Origin of the sequence: Acidovorax sp. NB1 (assembly GCF_005405905.1) — a bacterium.
Lineage (GTDB): Bacteria > Pseudomonadota > Gammaproteobacteria > Burkholderiales > Burkholderiaceae_C > Acidovorax.
Window position 1 is genome coordinate 211,315 of the sequence record NZ_BJHU01000013.1, and the last position, 20,297, is coordinate 231,611.

Sequence of the window (20,297 nt, forward strand, 5' to 3'; positions counted from 1 at the left end):
TAAGCGGCTAGAATCGCGGATTCATTCACAACCCCCAGAGGGAAACCATGAGCGATATCGAAGCACGCGTCAAAAAAATCATTGCCGAACAACTCGGTGTGGAAGAGTCCCAAGTCACCAATGAAAAGTCCTTCGTGGCAGACCTCGGTGCCGACTCGCTCGACACGGTGGAACTGGTGATGGCTCTGGAAGACGAATTCGGCATCGAGATCCCGGACGAAGACGCCGAGAAGATCACCACGGTGCAAAACGCCATCGACTACGCCAATACCCACCAGAAGGCCTGAGCGGCGCCCTGCGCCTGACTCAAGCGATCAGCAGAAGGTTTTTACGCATGAGCCGTCGTCGCGTTGTCGTGACCGGCCTGGGTTGCGTCAGCCCCGTGGGTAACACGGTGGCCGATTCCTGGGCCAACCTCCTTGCCGGCAAGTCCGGCATTGATCTCATCACCAAGTTCGACGCGTCGAACTTCGCCTGCAGGATTGCAGGAGAGGTCAAAGGTCTTGACCTGGAGTCGTACATCAGCGCCAAGGATGCGCGCGCGATGGACACCTTCATCCACTTCGGCATTGCCGCTGCTGCACAGGCTGTGCAGGATGCTGGCTTGCCCACGGGCGAAGCGCTCAGTGACGAGTTCGCCACGCGCATTGCCTGCGTGATCGGCTCTGGCATTGGTGGCCTCCCGCTGATCGAAGACACCCATGCGGAACTGGCCAGTCGTGGACCACGGCGTATCACGCCGTTTTTTGTACCCGCGTCCATCATCAATATGGTGGCCGGCCATGTGTCCATGCGCTTTGGCTTCAAGGGGCCGAATCTGGCTGTGGTGACTGCCTGTACAACGGGCTTGCACTGCATCGGAGAAGCGGGCCGCATGATCGAATACGGCGACGCGGATGTGGTGGTGGCCGGTGGCACGGAGTCCACGGTCTCGCCGCTGGGCATTGGTGGCTTTGCGGCCATGCGTGCCTTGTCCACCCGCAATGACGATCCCCAAACTGCCTCCCGCCCCTGGGACAAGGACCGCGACGGTTTTGTGCTGGGCGAAGGCGCTGGCGTGATGGTGCTCGAAGAGTACGAACACGCCAAGGCCCGTGGCGCCAAGATTTACGCCGAGCTCAGTGGCTTTGGCATGAGCGCGGATGCGGGCCACATGACCGCCCCGAATATGGACGGCCCCCGCCGCGCCATGCTCAGCGCCTTGCGCAATGCGGGTATCAATGCCGACCAGGTGGATTACCTGAATGCGCACGGCACGTCTACTCCGCTGGGCGATATCAACGAGACCAACGCCATCAAGGCGGCCTTGGGTGCACATGCCTACAAGACCGTCGTCAGCTCCACCAAATCCATGACGGGCCATCTGCTCGGTGGTGCCGGGGGGATTGAAAGTGTTTTCACTGTGCTGGCCTTGCACGAACAGAAGGTGCCTCCCACCATCAATCTGTTCAACCAGGACCCCGAGTGCGATCTGGACTACTGCGCCAACACGGCGCGTGACATGAAGATCGACGTGGCCGTCAAGAACAACTTCGGTTTTGGCGGCACCAACGGGACGCTGGTTTTCAAGCGTATCTGATCCCTTTGGCTGCTTGCTCCATCGCGGCGTGTATGCCCGTGGACTGCCATTGCGAAACACCCCAGGTGCCCATCCCCTGCTTGGCAGGGCGATGGGTGTTTGCCGGGTGTTTTTTTGTTGGCTCGCTGGCGGTGCTTTTCCCATGAACCGTCTCACACGGCGCGCGCCTGCGGTGTTTTACCCCTTGCGGTGCAGCAGGACTTTGGGTGTCGCGCTGGCTGGTTTGGTGCTTGCGGGGGCGGCGGTGCTAGGTGCTTGGCTTGCAAGTGGGGCGAGGCCGTCCTGGGGTGCTGTGATTGCGGCTGGCGCTCTTTGGTTGGCAGCTGCCGTTGGTGCGATGCATTTCTGGCGCCGCCAGTGGGTGGGCGCCCTGCGTTGGGACGGGCAGGGCTGGACGATGGAGCGCGACGGGTCTGGCGAAATATTCCGGGCACTTTCCGCGCCACCCGAAGTCCTTCTTGACCTGCAGGCCCACCTTTGGGTGTGTGTCTCTCCTGCGGGGCATCGCCGTACCTGGCTTTGGCTGGAGCGTGCAAGCCAGCCCGAGCGCTGGCTGGACATGCGCCGTGCGGTATATTCGCGCGCCGTACCGCGCGCTGACAACGCTGATGCAACCGCCCCGGCCACGGCCGCCGGGCGTGAATCCTGAGTATCCATGACTGTAAATTCGCCTTCTCCCTCCGAAGACAGCGATCTCCACCTGGTGGAGCGCACGGTAGCGGGCGATCAGCGCGCCTATGAACTGCTGGTCATCAAGTACCAGCGCCGCATCGAGCGTTTGATCGGGCGCATGGTGCGCGACACGGATATCGTCCAGGACATTGCGCAAGAGACTTTTATCCGGGCCTATCGGGCGCTCCACCAGTTCCGTGGCGACGCGCAGTTCTACACCTGGCTGTACCGCATTGCCGTCAACACTGCCAAAAAGGCGCTGATGGACATGAAGCGCAACCCGGTCATTTCCGAGAATGCCTTTCGGGGCAGTGACGACGAGGATGAAACTTCCCGGCTCGGACACGAACTAACCAGCGACGAAACCCCCGAGACCGTGCTGGCCGCCCAAGAGATTGCGCAGGTGGTGAATGCGGCCATGGAGGCATTGCCCGATGACTTGCGCCAGGCAGTAACGCTGCGCGAGATTGAGGGCCTGAGTTACGAAGAGATCGCAGCGGCCATGGGATGCCCCATCGGCACGGTGCGGTCCCGGATATTCCGGGCGCGCGAGGCCATCTCGGCCAAAGTGCGTCCCCTGCTTGAGAACCAGTCGGGCAAACGGTGGTGAGGTGATGGAATGAACAAGGCTAAAACAGGTACCAATGAATGGGCGGGTGGCCCTGCGGCCCAAGGGGTGGATCCCAGGGAGCGGCTCTCTGCCCTGGCCGATGGCCAGCTCCACGGTGACGAACTGGAGGCTGCATTCGCCTACGCGTCTGGGGATGAAGAAGGGGCCAAGACCTGGCAGCTGTATCACATGGTGGGTGATGTGCTGCGCTCCGCAGATCTTGCACAGCCTGCCAGTCCGGCCTTCATGGCCCGCTTGCGTGAGCAGTTGGCCCAGGAGGCGCCTCCGGTGCGTTCCCATGTCCCGACCCCGGTGGAGGTGGTTGCCGCCGGGTTGCCCGAGGCGGCCAATGCGTCCGTGTTCCGCTGGAAGATGGTGGCGGGCTTTGCTTCATTGGCCGCTGTGGCGGCTATAGGCTGGACGTCCCTGGCCAGCTTGCAGGGGGCGGGACCTGCCGGAGCGGGCGCCCAGTTGGCGGCGGTGCCCGAGCGCAGCACCCCTGTCCAGGGGGCGCCTGTGGTGGCCGTGGCCGATGCTGACGGGCAACAAGTGATGCTCCGAGATCCCCGGCTGGATGAGCTGCTGGCGGCCCACAAGCAGTTTGGCAGCACATCCGCACTGCAGATGCCTGCCGGCTTTCTGCGCAATGCAACGTTTGAAACTCCAGGTCGGTGAGTCTGGAATAGGTATGCCTGCTACAGGCGTTGAGATCGCGTGATGAACACATCGGGAGTGCTGGGCGTTGTCAGAATCCTTCGCAATCGGTGGCTGATGCCCTGGTGGGTCGCTGTTGCATGTGGCTTGGGGGCTTCTGCGGTGATGGCTGCGGCCCCGGGGGGCGGCCATGCTGCCGCTCCTTCTGCAGATGTGGCTGCTGCACCCGCTGAGCGTGATATGGCGCAGTGGGTGGAGCGCATGCACAGTGCGCCCTGCCGGAAATCCTATGCCGGGGTGTTCGTGGTGATGTCTGCGAACGGGGCGATGTCCAGTTCTCGCATTTGGCACGCGTGCGACGGGGCGCAGCAGATGGAGCGGGTGGAGTCTCTGAGTGGTACGCCGCGCACTGTGTTCCGGCGCAACGATGAGGTGCGCACTTTCTTGCCGCAGGCGCGTGTTGTGCGCACGGACCGTCGCGACGCTGCCGGGCTTTTCCCGCGAGTGCCCGTGGTCAGCGGTACGTCCATGGCCCAGTTCTATACCTCCCAGCTGCTTGGACAGGAGCGGGTGGCAGGGTTTGTGGCCGATGTGGTGTGGTTCAAGCCTATGGACGCCTTGCGGTTCGGTTACCGCCTCTGGGTAGAGCGCGATACCGGGTTGGTTGTGAAATTGCAAACCCTGGCCCTGGATGGCCGGGTGCTGGAGCAGGCGGCTTTTTCGGAGCTGGATTTGAACGCATCGGTGCGGGTGGAGCAACTCTCCCGATTGATGGATTCCACATCGGGCTACAAGGTGATCGCCCCGACTGTGGTGAAGACGACGGCCCAGGACGAGGGTTGGGCGTTGCGGCAGCCGGTGGCTGGTTTCGTGCTCGTCAGCTGCCATCGGCGTGCAGTCTCTGCGGCAGACGATGCCCAGAGTGTGCTGCAGTGTCTGTACTCCGACGGCCTGGCTTCCGTTTCTTTGTTCCTGGAGTCCTTTGATCCTCAGCGCCACCCGGCGCAATCCCAGGTGTCAGGCATGGGTGCGACGCAGTTGCTGGCCCAGCGGGTATCGCCCGATACCTGGCTCACGGCGGTTGGCGAGGTTCCGCAGCAGACGCTGCGCCTCTTTGCCGGGCAGCTCGAACGCTTGCGCTGAACGGCTTCGTGTTCTGTGTTGGGCGCCACCGCTGTCCAGCTGCTGACGCACTGCGAAAGTGGGGCCCTCGCCGGGAACCAATTCGCTGCACACTCTTCACAGTCACAGCAAGTTGATGGACAGCATTTGCACAATTCACGAAAGGTCGAAGATGACGAAGTTCGATGGAAATAAGCTGCGCTCTGTGGCATTGGCGTGCATGTTTGCCGGGGTCGCCAGCGCCGTGGCGTTGCCTCAGGCAGCGTGGGCTCAACCAGCGGCGGTGGTCCGGGGTTTGCCAGATTTCACCGAGTTGGTGGACCAGGTGGGGCCATCGGTGGTCAACATCCGTACGGTCGAAAAAGCATCGTCCCGCGCTGGTGCCAATGGTATGGATGAGGAGATGCTGGAGTTTTTCCGGCGGTTTGGTGTGCCTATCCCCAACCAGCCTCGTCAGCAGCGCCCGCAGAGGCCGCAGCAGGAAGAGGAACAGCAGCCACGGGGAGTGGGATCTGGGTTCATCCTGACGGCGGACGGTTTTGTCATGACCAACGCCCACGTGGTGGAGGGGGCCGATGAGGTCATCGTGACGCTTCCGGACAAGCGCGAGTTCAAGGCCAAGATCGTGGGGGCAGACAAGCGCACGGATGTGGCCGTGGTCAAGATCGAGGCGACGGGCCTGCCTGCAGTCAAGGTGGGGGACGTGAGCCGCCTGCGTGTGGGTGAGTGGGTCATGGCGATCGGCTCCCCCTTCGGACTGGAGAACACGGTCACGGCCGGCATCGTGAGCGCCAAGCAGCGCGACACGGGCGACTACCTGCCGTTCATTCAGACCGATGTGGCCATCAACCCCGGCAATTCAGGCGGTCCGCTGATCAACATGCGTGGCGAGGTGGTGGGCATCAACAGCCAGATCTATTCCCGCTCGGGTGGCTTCATGGGCATCTCGTTTGCCATTCCCATGGATGAAGCCATGCGGGTGAGTGAGCAGTTGCGCGCCTCGGGGCGCGTGACGCGCGGGCGCATCGGCGTGCAGATTGGCGCAGTCACCAAGGATGTGGCCGAGTCGATTGGCCTGGGCAAGGCGCAAGGCGCCCTGGTCACTGGCGTGGAGGGTGGGTCGCCCGCCGACAAAGCCGGTGTGGAGGCGGGGGACATCATCACGCGGTTCGACGGGAAACCTATCGAGAAAGTGGCCGATCTGCCGCGTCTTGTGGGCAACACCAAGCCTGGAAGCAAGAGCACGGTGACGGTGTTCCGTCGCGGGGCGTCGCGTGATCTCGGCATCACCATCGCCGAGATTGAGCCCGACAAGCCTGCTGCAAAGCTCGCTGAGCGCGAAGAAAAACCCAAGGCATCTGCGGCTGCACAACAGGTGGGGCTGTCGGTGACGGAGCTGACAGACGCGCAAAAGAAAGAGTTCAAGCTCAAGGGGGGCGTGGTGGTGGTGACTGCCACTGACGCTGCTGCCCGTGCAGGCCTGCGCGAGGGGGACATCATTCTGTCGGTGGCCAATACGGAAATCTCGGGGGTGAAGGAGTTCGAGTCCGTGCTGGCCAAAGCCGACAAAAGCAAGTCCGTCAATGTGCTGTACCGGCGTGGTGAGTGGGCCCAATACGCCCTGATCCGGTCTGGCCGCTGAAGAGGCGGTGACAGGGAAGGGGAGTTGCGGGTGACCGATTCCCCTTGTCTTTGATCAGGCCTTTGGGGGCTCATTTCTTTTTTTGTGTTTTTTGCGGTTGCCTTCCGAGGATGTCTAGATGTTAGCTTTTGCTAACTTTTTGAAGGTCCTTCAACTGAATTCGATAGAATAGAGGCATCCGTTAAACGCTTATCTGCATATTGACTGGCGTCGGGTTCACGATGCGGGATGTTTCTGTGTAATGCACAGCTGATCCACAGCTCACCCACAAGTTGTCCAGCGTTGTTGTTGCGCCAACTGTGAATAAACTGTGTATAAAATCCCTGTTGCAGACCGGCAACTCCCCTTGGGTACAGTCAGGCGGGCTTTTCCAAGCGGCCTTTTTGCCTACAATGAAGATCCAACTATCGCAGTTGCCAATGATTGTTGGTTCAGGGCGCGTCGCCACTCGACGCGCCCTTTTTTCTTGTGGGCGCCGTTTTAATTCAATCACTTGACGCTTTCCGTTGATGAATCACATCAGAAATTTTTCCATCATTGCGCACATCGACCATGGCAAGTCGACGCTGGCTGACCGCTTGATCCAGCGGTGTGGCGGGCTTGCGGAGCGCGAGATGGAGGCCCAGGTCCTGGACTCGATGGACATCGAAAAAGAGCGTGGGATAACCATCAAGGCGCAGACCGCTGCGCTGCAGTACAAGGCGCGCGATGGCCAGATCTACAACCTCAATCTGATCGATACGCCGGGCCATGTGGACTTCTCCTACGAGGTCTCTCGTTCACTGTCTGCATGTGAGGGCGCACTGCTCGTCGTCGATGCCTCGCAGGGAGTGGAAGCCCAGACGGTGGCGAACTGCTACACGGCGCTGGACCTGGGTGTGGAGGTGGTGCCAGTCCTCAACAAGATGGATCTGCCCAACGCCGACCCAGACAACGCCAAGGCCGAAGTGGAAGATGTGATCGGCATCGACGCGACCGATGCCATCCCCTGCTCGGCAAAAACGGGCATGGGCATCGACGAGATTCTTGAAGCCATTGTGGCCAAGGTGCCCGCGCCGCGTGGCGCTGCGGACGGCCCGCTGCGCGCGATGATCATTGATAGTTGGTTTGACAGCTACGTGGGCGTGGTGATGCTGGTGCGCGTGGTCGATGGCCGTTTGCTGAAAGGCGAACGCATCAAGATGATGGCCAGTGGCGCGGTGTACAACGCGGACAACCTGGGTGTGTTCACGCCTGCCAACGAGCCGCGCAATTCGCTCGACGCAGGGCAGGTGGGCTACATCATCGCCGGCATCAAGGAACTGCAGGCAGCCAAGGTGGGCGACACGATCACCCTCGAAAAGAAGTTGCCCAACAATGCGGGCCCTGCCGCCGAGGCGCTGCCCGGCTTCAAGGAAATCCAGCCCCAGGTGTTTGCTGGTCTGTACCCGACCGAGGCGAGCGAATACGACTCGCTGCGCGATGCACTCGAAAAGCTCAAGCTCAATGACGCCTCTTTGCATTACGAGCCGGAAGTCAGCCAGGCGCTGGGTTTCGGTTTCCGCTGCGGCTTCCTGGGCTTGTTGCACATGGAAATCGTGCAAGAGCGTCTGGAGCGCGAGTTTGACCAGGACCTCATCACGACGGCGCCCAGCGTGGTCTACCAGGTGGTCAAGGCCGATGGCGAAGTGATCATGGTCGAGAACCCTTCAAAGATGCCCGACCAGGGGCGGCTGGAGGAGATCCGCGAGCCCATCGTCACGGTGCATCTGTACATGCCCCAGGACTACGTGGGCCCGGTGATGACGCTGGCCAACCAGAAGCGTGGTGTGCAGATGAACATGGCGTACCACGGTCGCCAGGTGATGCTCACCTACGAAATGCCACTCGGCGAAATCGTGCTCGACTTCTTCGACAAGCTCAAGTCGGTGTCGCGCGGCTATGCCTCCATGGACTACGAGTTCAAGGAATACCGTGCGTCCGACGTGGTGAAGGTGGACATCCTTCTAAACGGCGAAAAGGTAGATGCACTCTCCATCATCGTGCACCGCTCGCAATCTCAGTACCGGGGTCGCGCCGTAGTTGCCAAGATGCGCGAGATCATCAGCCGCCAGATGTATGACGTGGCCATCCAGGCTGCGATCGGCGCCAACATCATTGCGCGCGAGACCATCAAGGCCTTGCGCAAGAACGTGCTGGCCAAGTGCTACGGCGGGGACATCTCCCGCAAGCGCAAGCTGCTCGAAAAGCAGAAGGCGGGCAAGAAGCGGATGAAGCAGATCGGTTCGGTCGAGGTGCCCCAGGAGGCGTTCCTGGCCATTTTGCAGGTGGAAGATTGATGCAGTTCATGCAAATTCTCACGTCTCTGGTGCTGGCCGGGTTCGCTGGTTATGTCGGTGCCTGGTATTTTGGTGCCATCGAGGGCAACTTCGCGTTGCTGCTGTTCCTGGCCACGGTGATTACTGGCGCTTACTGGGTGGCAGAGCGGTTCTACTTCTTGCCGCGCCGCCGCCTTGCTGCGCAGGCGATCGAAGATGCGGCTGTGGCGCGCCGCGCCGAGCTGGACCGCATGGGCATTCAGAAGATCGATGTGGATGTGCAGGAGGCCAAGGGCCAGATCCTGATGCAGCCCTGGTGGTTGGACTGGACTGCCGGACTCTTCCCTGTGATCGTTGCGGTGTTTTTCTTGCGCTCGTTCCTTTTCGAGCCGTTCAAGATTCCGTCTGGCTCCATGATCCCGACCCTGCTGGTGGGGGACCTGATCCTGGTGAACAAATTCACCTACGGTCTGCGCCTTCCGGTGATCAACACAAAGATCACGGAAGGCAACAAGCCGGTGCGGGGTGATGTGCTGGTGTTCCGGTATCCGCCTCAGCCCAGCATGGACTACATCAAGCGTGTGGTGGGTGTGCCCGGAGACGAAGTGGCCTACATCAACAAGCGCCTCACCATCAATGGCAAGGCCATCGACACCAAAGCGGTGCCAGATTTTTTTGAAGAAGACGCGATGCGTTACTTCAAGCAGTTTGAGGAAACGCTGGGTGAGAAGCCGCACCGTTTGCTGAACAACCCCGACGTGCCCGCCTTTGTGCAGGGTGCCAGCAATTTTGCTTATCGCGAAAACTGCCGCTACAGTGTTGAAGGCGTTGCCTGCAAGGTCCCTGAGGGCCACTATTTCATGATGGGCGACAACCGCGATAACTCGCTGGACTCCCGCTACTGGGGGTTTGTCCCCGAGGGCAATATCGTGGGCAAGGCCTTTTTTGTCTGGATGAATTTCGGTAATTTCAAGCGCATCGGTTCGTTCCACTGATGCGCGCAGTTGCCGCACACCACATAGTGAGGGGGTTATTTATGCATAAGAATCGTACCGCAAGCCGTTCGCGTCAGCGTGGTTTGTCCTTTTTTGGATTGGTTTTTATTGGTCTGATCGCGGTAGCGGTGTTTGCCATCGGAGGTCAGTCCGTGCCTATTTACTTGGAGTACACGGCCGCTAAGAGGGCCATTGAAAAGGCGAAGGTCGAAGACACGGTGACTGGGGTGCGTGCTGCTTTTGATCGTGCCGCAGCAATTGACGACATCCGGTCGATTCAGGGCAAAGACCTGGAGGTCACCAAACGCGGTGACAAAGTGATCGTGTCGTTCAAGTACGCACGTGAGATCCCTCTGGCGGGGCCAGCCTATCTGGTCTACCGCTTTGAAGCGCAGACCAACTAGGTGCAGTCAGGTCTCATCGCGCTGCAGGGCCGCCTGCAGCATGTCTTTTCCAATCCTGCGCTGCTCCAGCGTGCCACCACGCACCGCAGTTTTTCTGCGGACCACAACGAGCGGCTCGAATTTCTGGGCGACTCCGTCCTGAACCTAGCGGTGGCCAGTCTGCTATACCAACGGCTGTCCGCATTGCCCGAGGGCGATCTGTCGCGGGTGCGTGCCAACCTGGTCAAGCAAGACACCTTGCACCAGCTGGCCTTGCGGCTCAAGGTTTCCGAGGTGTTGCGTCTGGGGGAGGGCGAGGCCAAGTCGGGTGGGCAGCAGCGCCCGTCTATTCTGGCCGACGCCCTGGAGGCCCTGATTGGCGCGGTATACCTCGATGCGGGTTATGCCAGTGCCGAAGCGCTGGTGCACCGGCTGTTTGAAGGGGTGGAGATCAATCCCCAGATGCAGGCCGCTTCCAAGGATGCCAAAACCGCGTTGCAGGAGTGGCTCCAGGGCCGCAAAATGAAGCTGCCGCAGTACCAGGTGGTGGCGACTGTGGGCGCGGCCCACCGCCAGACCTTTGATGTCGAGTGCGATATTCCCGAACTGGGCCTGACCGAGCGTGGCATCGGTGGTTCGCGCCGGGCGGGTGAGCAGGCGGCGGCTGCGGCCATGCTGGCCACATTGAAAGCAAAGAATTTATGAATGATGCTACGAAAAATGTAGCTGGTGACGAGAGCGCAGAAGGCGCTCCCGTGCAAAACGACCTGGAGGCCATGCTGGCCGCCGCTGCGGTGCCTGCTGCCGTGCCGGGGCAGCGCTGTGGCGTGATCGCCATTGTGGGCAAGCCCAACGTGGGCAAGTCCACGCTGCTCAATGCGTTGGTGGGGCAGAAGATCAGCATCACCTCGCGCAAGGCGCAGACCACGCGTCACCGCATCACGGGCATCCGCACGCGGGAGCAAACCCAGTTCATCTTTGTGGACACGCCGGGTTTCCAGACACGCCACGCCACGGCGCTCAACAAGTCGCTGAACAAGACCGTAATGGGCGCGATCGGCGATGTGGACCTGATCCTGTTCGTGGTCGAAGCCGGCAACTTCACGCTGGCTGACGCCAAGGTGCTTTCCCTGTTCAAGCCCGGCATTCCCACGCTGCTGGTGGCCAACAAGCTTGACATGGTGCACCGCCGTGCCGAGCTGGCACCCTGGCTCAAGAGCATGCAGGAGCGCCACCCGTTCGCCGAATTCGTGCCCATGTCGGCCAAGAACAAGGGCGACATCGAGCGCATGTTTGGCATCTGCGCCAAATACCTGCCCGAGCAGGCCTGGTGGTACGCCGAGGACGAGCTGACCGATCGCAGCGAGAAGTTCCTGGCCTCCGAAACCGTGCGCGAAAAGTTGTTCCGCTTCACGGGTGATGAGTTGCCCTACACCTCGACCGTGGTCATCGACAAATTCGATGAAGAAAAGAGCAAGCAGCACAAGCGCCTGGTCAAGATCGCCGCCACCATCGTGGTCGAGCGCGACAACCACAAGATGATGGTCATTGGCGACAAGGGCGAGCGCCTCAAGCGCATCGGCACCGAGGCCCGCCAGGAGCTGGAAAAACTCATGGATGCCAAGGTGTTCCTCGAACTCTGGGTCAAGGTGCGCTCGGGCTGGGCCGACGACGAAGCGCGCGTGCGCTCCTTCGGCTACGAGTGAACTGCGGGCCCTGATTCGCCCACCGGCTGGCCTGCCGTCCCCAGCGGCAGGTTGTTGTTGTCACCCTCTCGCACCACCTTCCCAGAAAAAGCACCGTGGCTGCCGCCAAGCGCATTGCCGATGAGCCCGCCTTCGTGCTGCACAGCTACGACTGGAGCGAGTCCAGCCTGATCCTGGAAGTCTTCTGCCGCCGCCAGGGGCGTGTGGCCCTGGTGGCCAAAGGTGCCAAGAAGCCCAGTTCCAACTTCCGCCCTGTGCTGCTGCCGCTGCAGCCCCTGCTGCTCACCTACACCCTGGCGGGCGACGGCACGGCCGACATCCACACCCTCAAGGGTGCCGAGTGGGTGGGCGGCCATGTGATGCCCACCGGCGATGCGCTGCTCTCGGGCCTGTACCTCAACGAACTGCTGCTGCGCCTGCTGGCGCGGGCCGATGCACACACCGCGCTGTTCGACGCCTACGCCGGTGTGGTGCGCGTGCTGGCCAGCGAACATGGCGACGCGCTGGAGCCTGTGCTGCGCAGCTTTGAATTGCTGCTGCTGCGCGAGATCGGTCTCTTGCCCAGCCTGGATGCGCAGACCATGACGCTGGAGCCGCTGAACGCCGACGCCCGCTACACCCTGGTGGCCGAGGGCGGCCTGCGGGTAGCGTCCGCCACCGACCGCGCGGCGCTGGCGGGCCGTCAGTGGATGGCCTTGCAACGCGCGCTGGACGATGGCTCGGCCAGCTACACCGCCACGCTGCGCGCCTGTGCCCCCATCGCAGCAGAACTCAAGCCCCAGCTGCGTACCGTGCTGCAATACCATTGCGGCAGCCCGATGCTGCGCACCCGCCAGCTCATGATTGATCTGCAGGCCCTATGAACCCGCCCTCCCATCCCGCTTCGCACCCCGCCACCGCCCTCTCGGTCAACGTCAACAAAGTCGCACTGCTGCGCAACACGCGCCACCTGGGCATCCCCAGCGTCACGCGCGCGGCCGAGCTGTGCCTGCAGGCGGGCGCGCAGGGCATCACGGTGCACCCCCGGCCGGACGAGCGCCACATTCGCAGCCACGACGTGTTTGAGCTGGCTGCGCTGATGAAGGCCTGGCCCGACCGCGAATACAACATCGAAGGCAACCCCTCGCAGAACCTGATGGATTTCATCCGCCAGGTGCGGCCCCACCAGGCCACCTTTGTGCCCGACAGCGAAGACCAGTTCACCAGCGACCACGGCTGGAGCTTTCCGCAAGACGCCGAGCGCCTCAAGCCCCTGATCGCCGAATGCAAGGCGCTGGGCGTGCGCGTGAGCCTGTTCATGGACCCGGTGCCCGAGCAGATGGCTGCCGCCCGGGCCGTGGGCGCCGACCGGGTGGAGCTGTACACCGAGCCCTACGCCGCCGCCTGGGGCACGCCGCAGCATGTTGTGGAACTCAAGCGCTACGCCGCCGCCGCGCAAGCCGCGCTGGACGCAGGCCTGGGTGTGAATGCAGGCCACGACCTCAACCGCGACAACCTGGAGGCCTTTGTGCGCGAAGTGCCCGGCGTGCTGGAGGTGTCGATTGGCCACGCCCTCATTGCCGACGCTCTGGAGCTGGGCTACACCGCCACGGTGCTGGCCTACCTGGCGTGTATCCAGGCCGGGTTTGCTCGTCCAGTCGCTAACTCCTGATTTGATAGCTGCTAAGGCATGATGGTCGCGCGGTAGCAGCCATTTTTATTCAAAAAAATCCCATGATCTACGGCATTGGCACCGACATCTGCGACGTGCGCCGCATCGCCGCCAGCCTGGAGCGCCATGGCGATCGGTTTGCCGAGAAGGTGCTGGCCGAAGGCGAGCTGGCCACCTGGCGCGAGCGCAGCCGCCGCTGGCCCGACCGGGGCCTGCGCTACCTGGCCACGCGGTTCTCCGCCAAGGAAGCGTTCAGCAAAGCCGTGGGCCTGGGCATGCGCATGCCCATGACTTGGCGCCATTGCGAGGTGGCCAAGCTGCCCACCGGCCAGCCGGTGATCGTGCTGCACGGCGCGCTCAAGGAGTGGTTCGAGACCCAGGGGCTGAAGGCACACCTGAGCGTGACCGACGAGACCGACTACGCCGCCAGCTTCTGTGTGGTCGAGAAAATTTAAAGAAAATTGGCCTTTCCCGCGCAACTGGTAAGCGCTGATAGCTATTGTTTTGATAGTAAATCTCTGATGGATTCCGATGACTGAACACGCACCCCTGATTCTCGACGTGGCGGGCACCACACTCACCGACGTGGACCGCCGCCGCCTGGTCCACCCGCTGACCGGCGGTGTGATCCTGTTTGCCCGCAACTGGGAAAGCCGCGCGCAGCTGCTGCAGCTCACCAGCAGCATCAAGGCGGTGCGCGACGACCTGCTGATCTGTGTGGACCACGAAGGCGGCCGTGTGCAGCGCTTTCGCACCGATGGCTTCACCCACCTGCCGCCTATGCGCGCGCTGGGCGAGATGTGGATGGATGACGGCCAGGGCGCCAAGGCCGTGCCTGGCAGCGGCGCGCTGCGCGCCACCAATGCGGCCACAGCAGCGGGCTATGTGCTGGGGGCCGAGTTGCGCGCCTGTGGCGTGGACTTCAGCTTCACGCCCGTGCTCGATCTTGACTGGGGCGAAAGCGGCGTGATTGGCGACCGCTCCTTCCACCGCGACCCACGCGTGGTGGCGCTGCTGGCCAAGAGCCTCATGCACGGCCTGCTGCAGGCGGGCATGGCCAACTGCGGCAAGCACTTTCCCGGCCACGGCTTCGTCAAGGCCGATTCGCACACCGATGTGCCGGTGGACAAGCGCAGCCTCAAGGCCATCCTGGCCGACGACGCCGCACCGTACCCCTGGCTCAGCAGCACGCTCACCAGCGTGATGCCCGCCCACGTCATCTATCCCAAGGTGGACAGCCGCCCCGCCGGTTTTTCGCAACGATGGCTGCAAGACATCCTGCGCCGCCAGATGCGGTTTGATGGCGCCATCTTCAGCGACGACCTGAGCATGGAGGGCGCGCGCCGCCTGGACGGCCAGGTGGTCAGCTACACCGATGCCGGCATTGCAGCGCTGCAGGCGGGTTGCGACCTGGTGCTGCTGTGCAACCAGAGCCTGGGCGACGGCCAGGCGGTGGACGAGCTGATCGACGGCCTGGAAAAGGCGCGCAAGCAGGGCCGCTGGCAGCCCAGCGCAGACAGCGAATCGCGCCGCCTGGCGCTGCTGCCCGAAACCTTGCCCCAGCCCTGGGACGAACTGATGCTGCAGCCTGCGTACATGCAGGCGCTGGATCTCTTGCCCTGACCTCCATGCCCCGACCTGCCAGCGGCAGGCAGACAGGCCTTGCTGTGTCCTGTCCCCCCGTCAGGTGCAGCGTTAGGGGGTGTTGAAAGGGCTCGGCGTCACGGGCGCCGGTGCGGCTGCAGAGGCATTGGCGGCTGCACCGGCCTCCGCTGCGGCGGTGAGCTGTGGGGCAGGGGGTGGTGGTACCCCCTGAAACCTGCGCACCACACGCTGGAACACCAGCGCATTGGGAATCTGCAGCCAGGCCACCTGTCCGGCTGCGGCGCCGTGGTCTTCCAGCGTGGTGTAGAGCAGGTTGATGTCCACCACGCGGCCCTTGGCGCCAGGCTTTTCGGCGGTGTCCAGCACTTCGATGTAGTCACCAATCTTGAACGGCCGCACGGTGAAGATCAGCAGCGCACAAAACAGGTTGGACAGCACGCTCCACGCCGCGAAGAAGGCGACGGCCCCCACCGTGGCAAAGCCGGTGAAAGCGGTCCAGAGCACGGTGGCCGACACGCCCATGCGCTCCAGCACCAGCAGCGCCGCACTGGCCACGATGATCCAGCGGATCAGCCCGTTCATGGGCACCACCAGCTCATCGGGCACTTGGTAATGGCTGCTGGCGCGGCGCACGATGCGGCGCAGCACACGCTGCAGCAGCCAGGCGGCGAACAGGATCAGCAGGATCTGCGTGCCGGGGATGATGACCTCCAGCCAGTCCTGCACCCAGTCGGGCAGGCGGGTTTTCAAGAGCTGCATGCGGGAGGCCACGGTGCGTGCATTGCGCTCCGTGGCGTCAAACGAGAAGGCGGAAAAGAAACTCAATTGCGCAGTTGCTCCACGGTGTCCATCTGCATTTCAAAACTGAAGAAGCGGTTGCGGCCCTGGGCCTTGGCGGCATACAGGGCCTGGTCGGCACGCATGATCATGCTCTCGGCATTGGTGCTGTCGTCGGGCACGCAGGTGGTAATGCCCCCCGACAGCGTGAGCGTGCTGCCCAGGGGCGAGTTGGCATGCGCAATGGCCCGCACCTTGAGCAACTGCCCCAGCGCACGCGCAAACGTCATCGCGCCCGAGCGGGGCGTGTTGGGCAGGATGAGGGCGAACTCTTCGCCGCCGTACCGCGAGGCCACGTCCCGGGGGCGCACGCACACTTCGCGCAGCAGGCGGCCCACCTCTTTCAGGCAGGCGTCGCCTTGCACGTGGCCGCTGGCGTCGTTGAAGAGCTTGAAGTGGTCCAGGTCGCACAGCATCAGCGTGAGCGGCGTGCCGTCGCGCCGTGCGGCCAGGATCTCGTTGTGCAGGATGCGGTCAAAGCCTCGGCGGTTGACCAGGCCGGTGAGGGCGTCGATCTCCACCATCTCATTGAGGCGCTGGTTGGCCGCATGCAGCTCGGCCGACATCGTCACCAGCCGACGGCGCATGTCCAGCAGGCGCCGCATGGCACGCAGCTTGGCCATGAGCACGATGGGTTTGACGGGTTTGACCAGGTAGTCGTCGCCGCCCACCTCGATGCCGCGCCACACATCCAGCTCGTTGTCCAGGCCGGACAGGAAGATGATGGGTGTCCAGTCGCCCGCCTCGCTTTCGCGCATCTGCTGGGCCACCCAGTAGCCGTCCTGGCCGGGCAGCTTGATGTCGAGCAGCACCAGGTCTGGGCGGTGGGTCTTGAAGAGGTGCAGTGCAGCCTGGCCCTCGGGCGCCTCGAAAATGTCGGACACGCCAGCACGCCGCAACTCGGCCACCAGCGCTGCGCGCACGGAGCCCTGGTCCTCCACCACCAGCACCGAGAACGCATTGCCGGTGGGCAGGGGCTCGGGGGCCGGGTAGGGGGCGTTGCTGGAGCTGAAAGGCACGGTGGGTCTCCTTGGCGCCTTCAAGAAAGGCGCGGTCTCGGGCTCCCGGAGTACATGGCCCCGGGGCCTCGCACAGGCTCAGGATTCGCGGCGCAGCGCCGGGAACAGGATCACGTCGCGGATGCTCGGGCTGTCGGTCAGCAGCATCATGAGCCGGTCAATGCCAATGCCGCAACCCCCTGTGGGGGGCATGCCGTATTCCAGTGCACGCACGAAGTCGTGGTCATAGAACATGGCCTCGTCGTCGCCACTGTCTTTGGCCGCCACCTGGGCGTGGAAGCGCGCGGCCTGGTCTTCGGCATCGTTCAACTCGCTGAAGCCGTTGCCGAACTCGCGGCCGGTGATGTACAGCTCGAAGCGCTCCGTCACTTCGGGGCGGGTGTCGTTGGCACGTGCCAGGGGCGAGATTTCGGTGGGGTGCTCCATGATGAAGGTGGGCTGCCAGAGCTTGTCTTCCACGGTTTCTTCAAAGTAGAACACCTGCAGGCTGGCCAGCGAGCGGGTGGAGAGCTTGTCCTTCTCTTCCGTCATGCCCAGCTTCTTGAGGGCGCTGATGAGCCAGGCGGCATCGTCCACATGGGCGCCTGCTTCTGTGTATTGGAAGATGGCTTCGCGGATGGTCAGGCGGGCAAAAGGCTGGCTCAGATCCACGTCGCGCCCACCGTAGCTCAGCTGCAGCGAGCCTGTGGCCTTCAAAGCCACCTCGCGGATCAGCGTCTCGGTGAAGTCCATCAGGTCCAGGTAGTTCCAGTACGCCGCGTAGAACTCCATCATGGTGAACTCGGGGTTGTGGCGCACCGAGATACCTTCATTGCGGTAGCTGCGGTTGATCTCGAACACCCGCTCGAAGCCGCCCACGATCAGGCGCTTCAGGTACAGCTCCGGCGCAATGCGCAGGTACATCTCCTGCTCCAGCGCGTTGTGGTGCGTGACGAACGGCTTGGCGTTGGCCCCACCCGGGATGGGGTGCAGCATGGGGGTTTCGACTTCCAGGAAACCGTGGCTCACCATGAACTCGCGCAGGCCGCTCACCGCCTTGCTGCGCGCCATGAAGCGCTTGCGGGCCTGCTCGTCGGTGATCAGGTCCACATAGCGCTGGCGGTATTTTTGCTCCTGGTCGGCCATGCCGTGGAACTTGTCGGGCAGGGGGCGCAGGCTCTTGGTCAAGAGGCGCAGGCTGGTCACCTTGATCGACAGCTCGCCGGTCTTGGTCTTCATCAGCGTGCCCTCGGCGCCCACGATGTCGCCCAGGTCCCAGTGCTTGAACGCGGCGTACAGGTCTTCGCCCACGGCGTCACGGGTCACATAGAGCTGGATGCGGCCGCCCACGTCGCCCAGCGAGCCGTCCTGGATGGTGGCGAAACTGGCTTTGCCCATCACGCGCTTGAGCATCATGCGGCCAGCCACGGAGACGCTGACGGGTGCTGCCTCCAACGTTTCGTTTGCAGTCTCGCCATGCTCCAGGTGCAACTGCGCCGCTTTGTGGGCAGGCTTGAAGTTGTTGGGGAAGGCCACGCCGCCACCATTGGCTTGCACTTCGCGCAAGGCGCGGAGCTTTTCGCGGCGCTCGGCGATGAGCTGGTTGTCGTCCTGGGGAGCGGGGGCGAGGTTCTGGTCTGACATATGGAGGCCGTCGGTGCGGTGGCGTGGAAGGGGCTGGCCTACCCGAAGGGTCGGGCCTGAGCCAAACTCCTCATTTTATCGGTTATGTGCCGTCTTTTTGCGCCATGTCCCCTCGCGGGTGGCTTCCCCACAGCGCAGCGGCGGTCCGTACCACGATCTGGAAGTCGCCCCAGAGGGTGTGCGAACTTGCGTAGTCAGCGGCATACTGCAATTTGACAGGAAGGATCTGCTCCACATAGGTGCGCTCCGGGTCGCTGCTGTGGCCCAGCAGCGTGCTCTCTTCCCGAAACTCGATGGATGCTAGGTCCGTGATGCCCGGGCGCACGCTAAGCACGGTGTCTCTCAGTTCGGCGGGGTACAGCGCCACGTACAGGGGCACCTCGGGCCGTGGACCCACGATGCTCATGTCCCCCGCGAGCACGTTGATGAACTGGGGCAGCTCATCGAGCTTGGTGCGCCGCAGCCAATGGCCCGCGCGGGTGATGCGATCATCGTCCCCCACCGTGATCGCGGGGCCGGCGGCGTCTGCGCCGGCCCGCATGGTGCGGAATTTGTAGATGCGAAAGGGCTGACCCGCGCGCCCGATGCGCGTCTGCCGAAAGAAGATGCCACCCGGCGAGTCAAGCCGGACCCGCACGGCCACGGCCACCAGCAAGGGTGCCAGCAGCACGAGCGCCAGCGCCGAAAAAGCGATGTCAAACAGGCGCTTGGGCATCAGCCCAATACCTCGTGAAGCGCCGCGATCACGCGGTCCTGGTCTGCGTCGCTCATGGCCGTGAACAAAGGGATGCTAATCATCGACTGGTAGGCAGTTTCGGCATGCGGAAACATCTGCGGCGTGAGTTGGTAGCGGTCCCTCCAATAGGGATGCCGGTGCAGGGGCACATAGTGGACGCTGGTGCCGATATCCCGGTCCGACAGCGCCTGAATCACGCCGTCGCGGTCCAAACGGGAGCCCTCCTGCAGCCGGATGACATACAGGTGCCAGGCGTGCGTGTCGCCTTCCAGGGCATCGGCCGGCAGGATCAGTGGCAGCGAGGCCAAATGCTGGCGGTAGCGGGCCGCCAGATACTGGCGCCGCTGCACGAAGCCCGGCAGGCGCGCCAGTTGCTCCACCCCCATGGCGGCCGCGATGTCCGTCATGTTGTATTTGAAGCCCGGGGCGACCACTTCGTAGTACCAGGCCGGCGTCTTGGAAGTGAAGCGGTCGAAGGCGTCGCGGTTCATGCCGTGCAGGCGCATCACTCGCATGCGCTGGGCGATGGCTGGGTCGCGGGTGACTGCCATGCCGCCCTCGCCGGTGGTGATTGTTTTGTTGGCATAGAAGCTGAACACGGTCACATCGGACTGCAACTGCCCCACCACCTGGCCTTGCCAGGTGGTGGGCAGCGCGTGGGCTGCGTCTTCCACCACCTTGAGCCCGTGCTCCCGGGCAATCGCAAGGATCTTGTCCATAGGGCAGGCCAGGCCGCCGTAATGCACCGGCATGATGGCCCGCGTGGCGGGCGTGATGGCCGCGCGAATTTGGGCGGGGTCGATGTTCAGCGTCACCGGGTCCACATCCACCAGCACTGGGTCGGCCCCGAGGTAGCGGACTACTTCCACCGTGGCCGTGAAGGTCAGCGTAGGCGCTATCACCTCATCCCCGGGGCCGATGCCCAGGGCTTCCAGGGCGAGATGCAGGCCTGCGGTGGCCGAGTTCACGGCAATCCCCTCGATCCCGTTGCCGCCCAGGTACTGCACGAACGCCTGCTCGAACTCCTTGGTCTTGGGCCCGGTGGTCACCCACCCCGAGCGCATGGCGGCGCTGGCGGCTTCGATCTCGGCGGGCCCGATATCTGGCCTAGCGAACGGCAGGAAGCTGGTGGGAGCAATCGGTACGGCGGGGTGGGGCATCGTGGG

21 protein-coding genes are annotated in these 20,297 nt (G+C 63.1%); 16 read left to right on the forward strand and 5 right to left on the reverse strand.

The features are described 5' to 3' along the window. Positions 1 to 47: 47 nt before the first annotated feature. The 16 genes from acpP to nagZ all read left to right on the forward strand — a co-directional run bounded on the left by acpP (position 48) and on the right by nagZ (position 14,934). Entirely contained in the window at positions 48 to 287 is a 240-nt protein-coding gene (gene acpP / locus AvAM_RS05700; protein WP_137746177.1) for an acyl carrier protein, read from the forward strand. 47 nt (positions 288 to 334) lie between these two features. After that, positions 335 to 1,579 (forward strand): beta-ketoacyl-ACP synthase II, encoded by a 1,245-nt coding sequence (gene fabF / locus AvAM_RS05705; RefSeq protein WP_137746178.1) that lies wholly within the window; start codon positions 335 to 337, stop codon positions 1,577 to 1,579. A 337-nt stretch (positions 1,580 to 1,916) separates the two neighbouring features. Then, entirely contained in the window at positions 1,917 to 2,228 is a 312-nt protein-coding gene (locus AvAM_RS25870) for a hypothetical protein (protein ID WP_249367957.1), read from the forward strand. A 6-nt stretch (positions 2,229 to 2,234) separates the two neighbouring features. Further along, complete coding sequence (gene rpoE / locus AvAM_RS05715; protein ID WP_137746180.1) at positions 2,235 to 2,861, forward strand: RNA polymerase sigma factor RpoE; 627 nt, start codon at positions 2,235 to 2,237, stop codon at positions 2,859 to 2,861. Between the two features lie 9 nt (positions 2,862 to 2,870). Then, positions 2,871 to 3,536 (forward strand): sigma-E factor negative regulatory protein, encoded by a 666-nt coding sequence (locus AvAM_RS05720; RefSeq protein WP_137746181.1) that lies wholly within the window; start codon positions 2,871 to 2,873, stop codon positions 3,534 to 3,536. A gap of 42 nt (positions 3,537 to 3,578) precedes the next feature. Then, the gene (locus tag AvAM_RS05725) at positions 3,579 to 4,658 is read left to right on the forward strand and encodes a MucB/RseB C-terminal domain-containing protein (RefSeq protein ID WP_137746353.1); all 1,080 of its coding nucleotides are present in this window, start codon (positions 3,579 to 3,581) and stop codon (positions 4,656 to 4,658) included. Between the two features lie 151 nt (positions 4,659 to 4,809). Next, on the forward strand, positions 4,810 to 6,279 hold the full coding sequence (locus AvAM_RS05730) for a DegQ family serine endoprotease (protein WP_137746182.1): 1,470 nt from the start codon (positions 4,810 to 4,812) through the stop codon (positions 6,277 to 6,279). Positions 6,280 to 6,788: 509 nt separating this feature from the next. Beyond that, the gene (gene lepA / locus AvAM_RS05735) at positions 6,789 to 8,597 is read left to right on the forward strand and encodes a translation elongation factor 4 (RefSeq protein WP_137746183.1); all 1,809 of its coding nucleotides are present in this window, start codon (positions 6,789 to 6,791) and stop codon (positions 8,595 to 8,597) included. Continuing rightward, positions 8,597 to 9,571, forward strand: coding sequence for a signal peptidase I (lepB, locus tag AvAM_RS05740; RefSeq protein WP_137746184.1), 975 nt, complete (start codon positions 8,597 to 8,599; stop codon positions 9,569 to 9,571). Before lepA ends, lepB begins: the two co-directional genes overlap by 1 nt. A gap of 41 nt (positions 9,572 to 9,612) precedes the next feature. Beyond that, positions 9,613 to 9,975: a DUF4845 domain-containing protein gene (locus AvAM_RS05745; RefSeq protein ID WP_137746185.1), complete on the forward strand. Its 363-nt coding sequence runs from the start codon at positions 9,613 to 9,615 to the stop codon at positions 9,973 to 9,975. Then, positions 9,976 to 10,659 carry a ribonuclease III gene (gene rnc, locus AvAM_RS05750; RefSeq protein ID WP_137746186.1) on the forward strand — a complete coding sequence of 228 codons (684 nt, stop codon included), beginning with the start codon at positions 9,976 to 9,978 and terminating at the stop codon, positions 10,657 to 10,659. It abuts the gene before it with no gap. Further along, on the forward strand, positions 10,656 to 11,660 hold the full coding sequence (gene era / locus AvAM_RS05755) for a GTPase Era (RefSeq protein ID WP_137746187.1): 1,005 nt from the start codon (positions 10,656 to 10,658) through the stop codon (positions 11,658 to 11,660). Before rnc ends, era begins: the two co-directional genes overlap by 4 nt. Before the next feature lie 95 nt (positions 11,661 to 11,755). After that, positions 11,756 to 12,523 carry a DNA repair protein RecO gene (recO, locus tag AvAM_RS05760; RefSeq protein WP_137746188.1) on the forward strand — a complete coding sequence of 256 codons (768 nt, stop codon included), beginning with the start codon at positions 11,756 to 11,758 and terminating at the stop codon, positions 12,521 to 12,523. Then, the gene (locus AvAM_RS05765; protein ID WP_137746189.1) at positions 12,520 to 13,311 is read left to right on the forward strand and encodes a pyridoxine 5'-phosphate synthase; all 792 of its coding nucleotides are present in this window, start codon (positions 12,520 to 12,522) and stop codon (positions 13,309 to 13,311) included. The genes recO and AvAM_RS05765 overlap by 4 nt, the downstream gene beginning before the upstream one ends. A 62-nt stretch (positions 13,312 to 13,373) precedes the next feature. Then, positions 13,374 to 13,766 (forward strand): holo-ACP synthase, encoded by a 393-nt coding sequence (gene acpS / locus AvAM_RS05770; protein ID WP_137746190.1) that lies wholly within the window; start codon positions 13,374 to 13,376, stop codon positions 13,764 to 13,766. A 76-nt stretch (positions 13,767 to 13,842) separates the two neighbouring features. After that, a complete protein-coding gene (nagZ, locus tag AvAM_RS05775) occupies positions 13,843 to 14,934 on the forward strand; it encodes a beta-N-acetylhexosaminidase (RefSeq protein WP_137746191.1) in 1,092 nt (363 codons plus the stop codon). A gap of 72 nt (positions 14,935 to 15,006) precedes the next feature. Here the strand turns inward: nagZ and AvAM_RS05780 are convergent, their stop codons facing one another. From AvAM_RS05780 to AvAM_RS05800, 5 genes are all read right to left on the reverse strand, one after another. After that, complete coding sequence (locus AvAM_RS05780; protein ID WP_249367977.1) at positions 15,007 to 15,675, reverse strand: mechanosensitive ion channel family protein; 669 nt, start codon at positions 15,673 to 15,675, stop codon at positions 15,007 to 15,009. Between the two features lie 62 nt (positions 15,676 to 15,737). Beyond that, positions 15,738 to 16,772: a diguanylate cyclase domain-containing protein gene (locus AvAM_RS05785; RefSeq protein ID WP_137746193.1), complete on the reverse strand. Its 1,035-nt coding sequence runs from the start codon at positions 16,770 to 16,772 to the stop codon at positions 15,738 to 15,740. A 78-nt stretch (positions 16,773 to 16,850) separates the two neighbouring features. Continuing rightward, entirely contained in the window at positions 16,851 to 18,395 is a 1,545-nt protein-coding gene (gene lysS, locus AvAM_RS05790; RefSeq protein ID WP_137746194.1) for a lysine--tRNA ligase, read from the reverse strand. An 82-nt stretch (positions 18,396 to 18,477) separates the two neighbouring features. Further along, a complete protein-coding gene (locus tag AvAM_RS05795) occupies positions 18,478 to 19,110 on the reverse strand; it encodes a sugar transferase (protein WP_137746195.1) in 633 nt (210 codons plus the stop codon). Beyond that, positions 19,110 to 20,291 carry a DegT/DnrJ/EryC1/StrS aminotransferase family protein gene (locus AvAM_RS05800; RefSeq protein ID WP_137746196.1) on the reverse strand — a complete coding sequence of 394 codons (1,182 nt, stop codon included), beginning with the start codon at positions 20,289 to 20,291 and terminating at the stop codon, positions 19,110 to 19,112. The genes AvAM_RS05795 and AvAM_RS05800 overlap by 1 nt, the downstream gene beginning before the upstream one ends. Positions 20,292 to 20,297 lie beyond the last annotated feature (6 nt).

Excerpts from the sequence above, each read along its gene's own strand:
- acpP (WP_137746177.1), top strand. The coding sequence starts at position 48 with ATGAGCGATATCGAAGCACGCGTCAAAAAAATCATTGCCGAACAACTC.
- fabF (WP_137746178.1), top strand. The coding sequence starts at position 335 with ATGAGCCGTCGTCGCGTTGTCGTGACCGGCCTGGGTTGCGTCAGCCCC.
- AvAM_RS25870 (WP_249367957.1), top strand. The coding sequence starts at position 1,917 with ATGCATTTCTGGCGCCGCCAGTGGGTGGGCGCCCTGCGTTGGGACGGG.
- rpoE (WP_137746180.1), top strand. The coding sequence starts at position 2,235 with ATGACTGTAAATTCGCCTTCTCCCTCCGAAGACAGCGATCTCCACCTG.
- AvAM_RS05720 (WP_137746181.1), top strand. The coding sequence starts at position 2,871 with ATGAACAAGGCTAAAACAGGTACCAATGAATGGGCGGGTGGCCCTGCG.
- AvAM_RS05725 (WP_137746353.1), top strand. The coding sequence starts at position 3,579 with ATGAACACATCGGGAGTGCTGGGCGTTGTCAGAATCCTTCGCAATCGG.
- AvAM_RS05730 (WP_137746182.1), top strand. The coding sequence starts at position 4,810 with ATGACGAAGTTCGATGGAAATAAGCTGCGCTCTGTGGCATTGGCGTGC.
- lepA (WP_137746183.1), top strand. The coding sequence starts at position 6,789 with ATGAATCACATCAGAAATTTTTCCATCATTGCGCACATCGACCATGGC.
- lepB (WP_137746184.1), top strand. The coding sequence starts at position 8,597 with ATGCAGTTCATGCAAATTCTCACGTCTCTGGTGCTGGCCGGGTTCGCT.
- AvAM_RS05745 (WP_137746185.1), top strand. The coding sequence starts at position 9,613 with ATGCATAAGAATCGTACCGCAAGCCGTTCGCGTCAGCGTGGTTTGTCC.
- era (WP_137746187.1), top strand. The coding sequence starts at position 10,656 with ATGAATGATGCTACGAAAAATGTAGCTGGTGACGAGAGCGCAGAAGGC.
- AvAM_RS05765 (WP_137746189.1), top strand. The coding sequence starts at position 12,520 with ATGAACCCGCCCTCCCATCCCGCTTCGCACCCCGCCACCGCCCTCTCG.
- acpS (WP_137746190.1), top strand. The coding sequence starts at position 13,374 with ATGATCTACGGCATTGGCACCGACATCTGCGACGTGCGCCGCATCGCC.
- nagZ (WP_137746191.1), top strand. The coding sequence starts at position 13,843 with ATGACTGAACACGCACCCCTGATTCTCGACGTGGCGGGCACCACACTC.
- AvAM_RS05780 (WP_249367977.1), bottom strand. The coding sequence starts at position 15,675 with ATGCAGCTCTTGAAAACCCGCCTGCCCGACTGGGTGCAGGACTGGCTG.
- lysS (WP_137746194.1), bottom strand. The coding sequence starts at position 18,395 with ATGTCAGACCAGAACCTCGCCCCCGCTCCCCAGGACGACAACCAGCTC.
- AvAM_RS05795 (WP_137746195.1), bottom strand. The coding sequence starts at position 19,110 with ATGCCCAAGCGCCTGTTTGACATCGCTTTTTCGGCGCTGGCGCTCGTG.
- AvAM_RS05800 (WP_137746196.1), bottom strand. The coding sequence starts at position 20,291 with ATGCCCCACCCCGCCGTACCGATTGCTCCCACCAGCTTCCTGCCGTTC.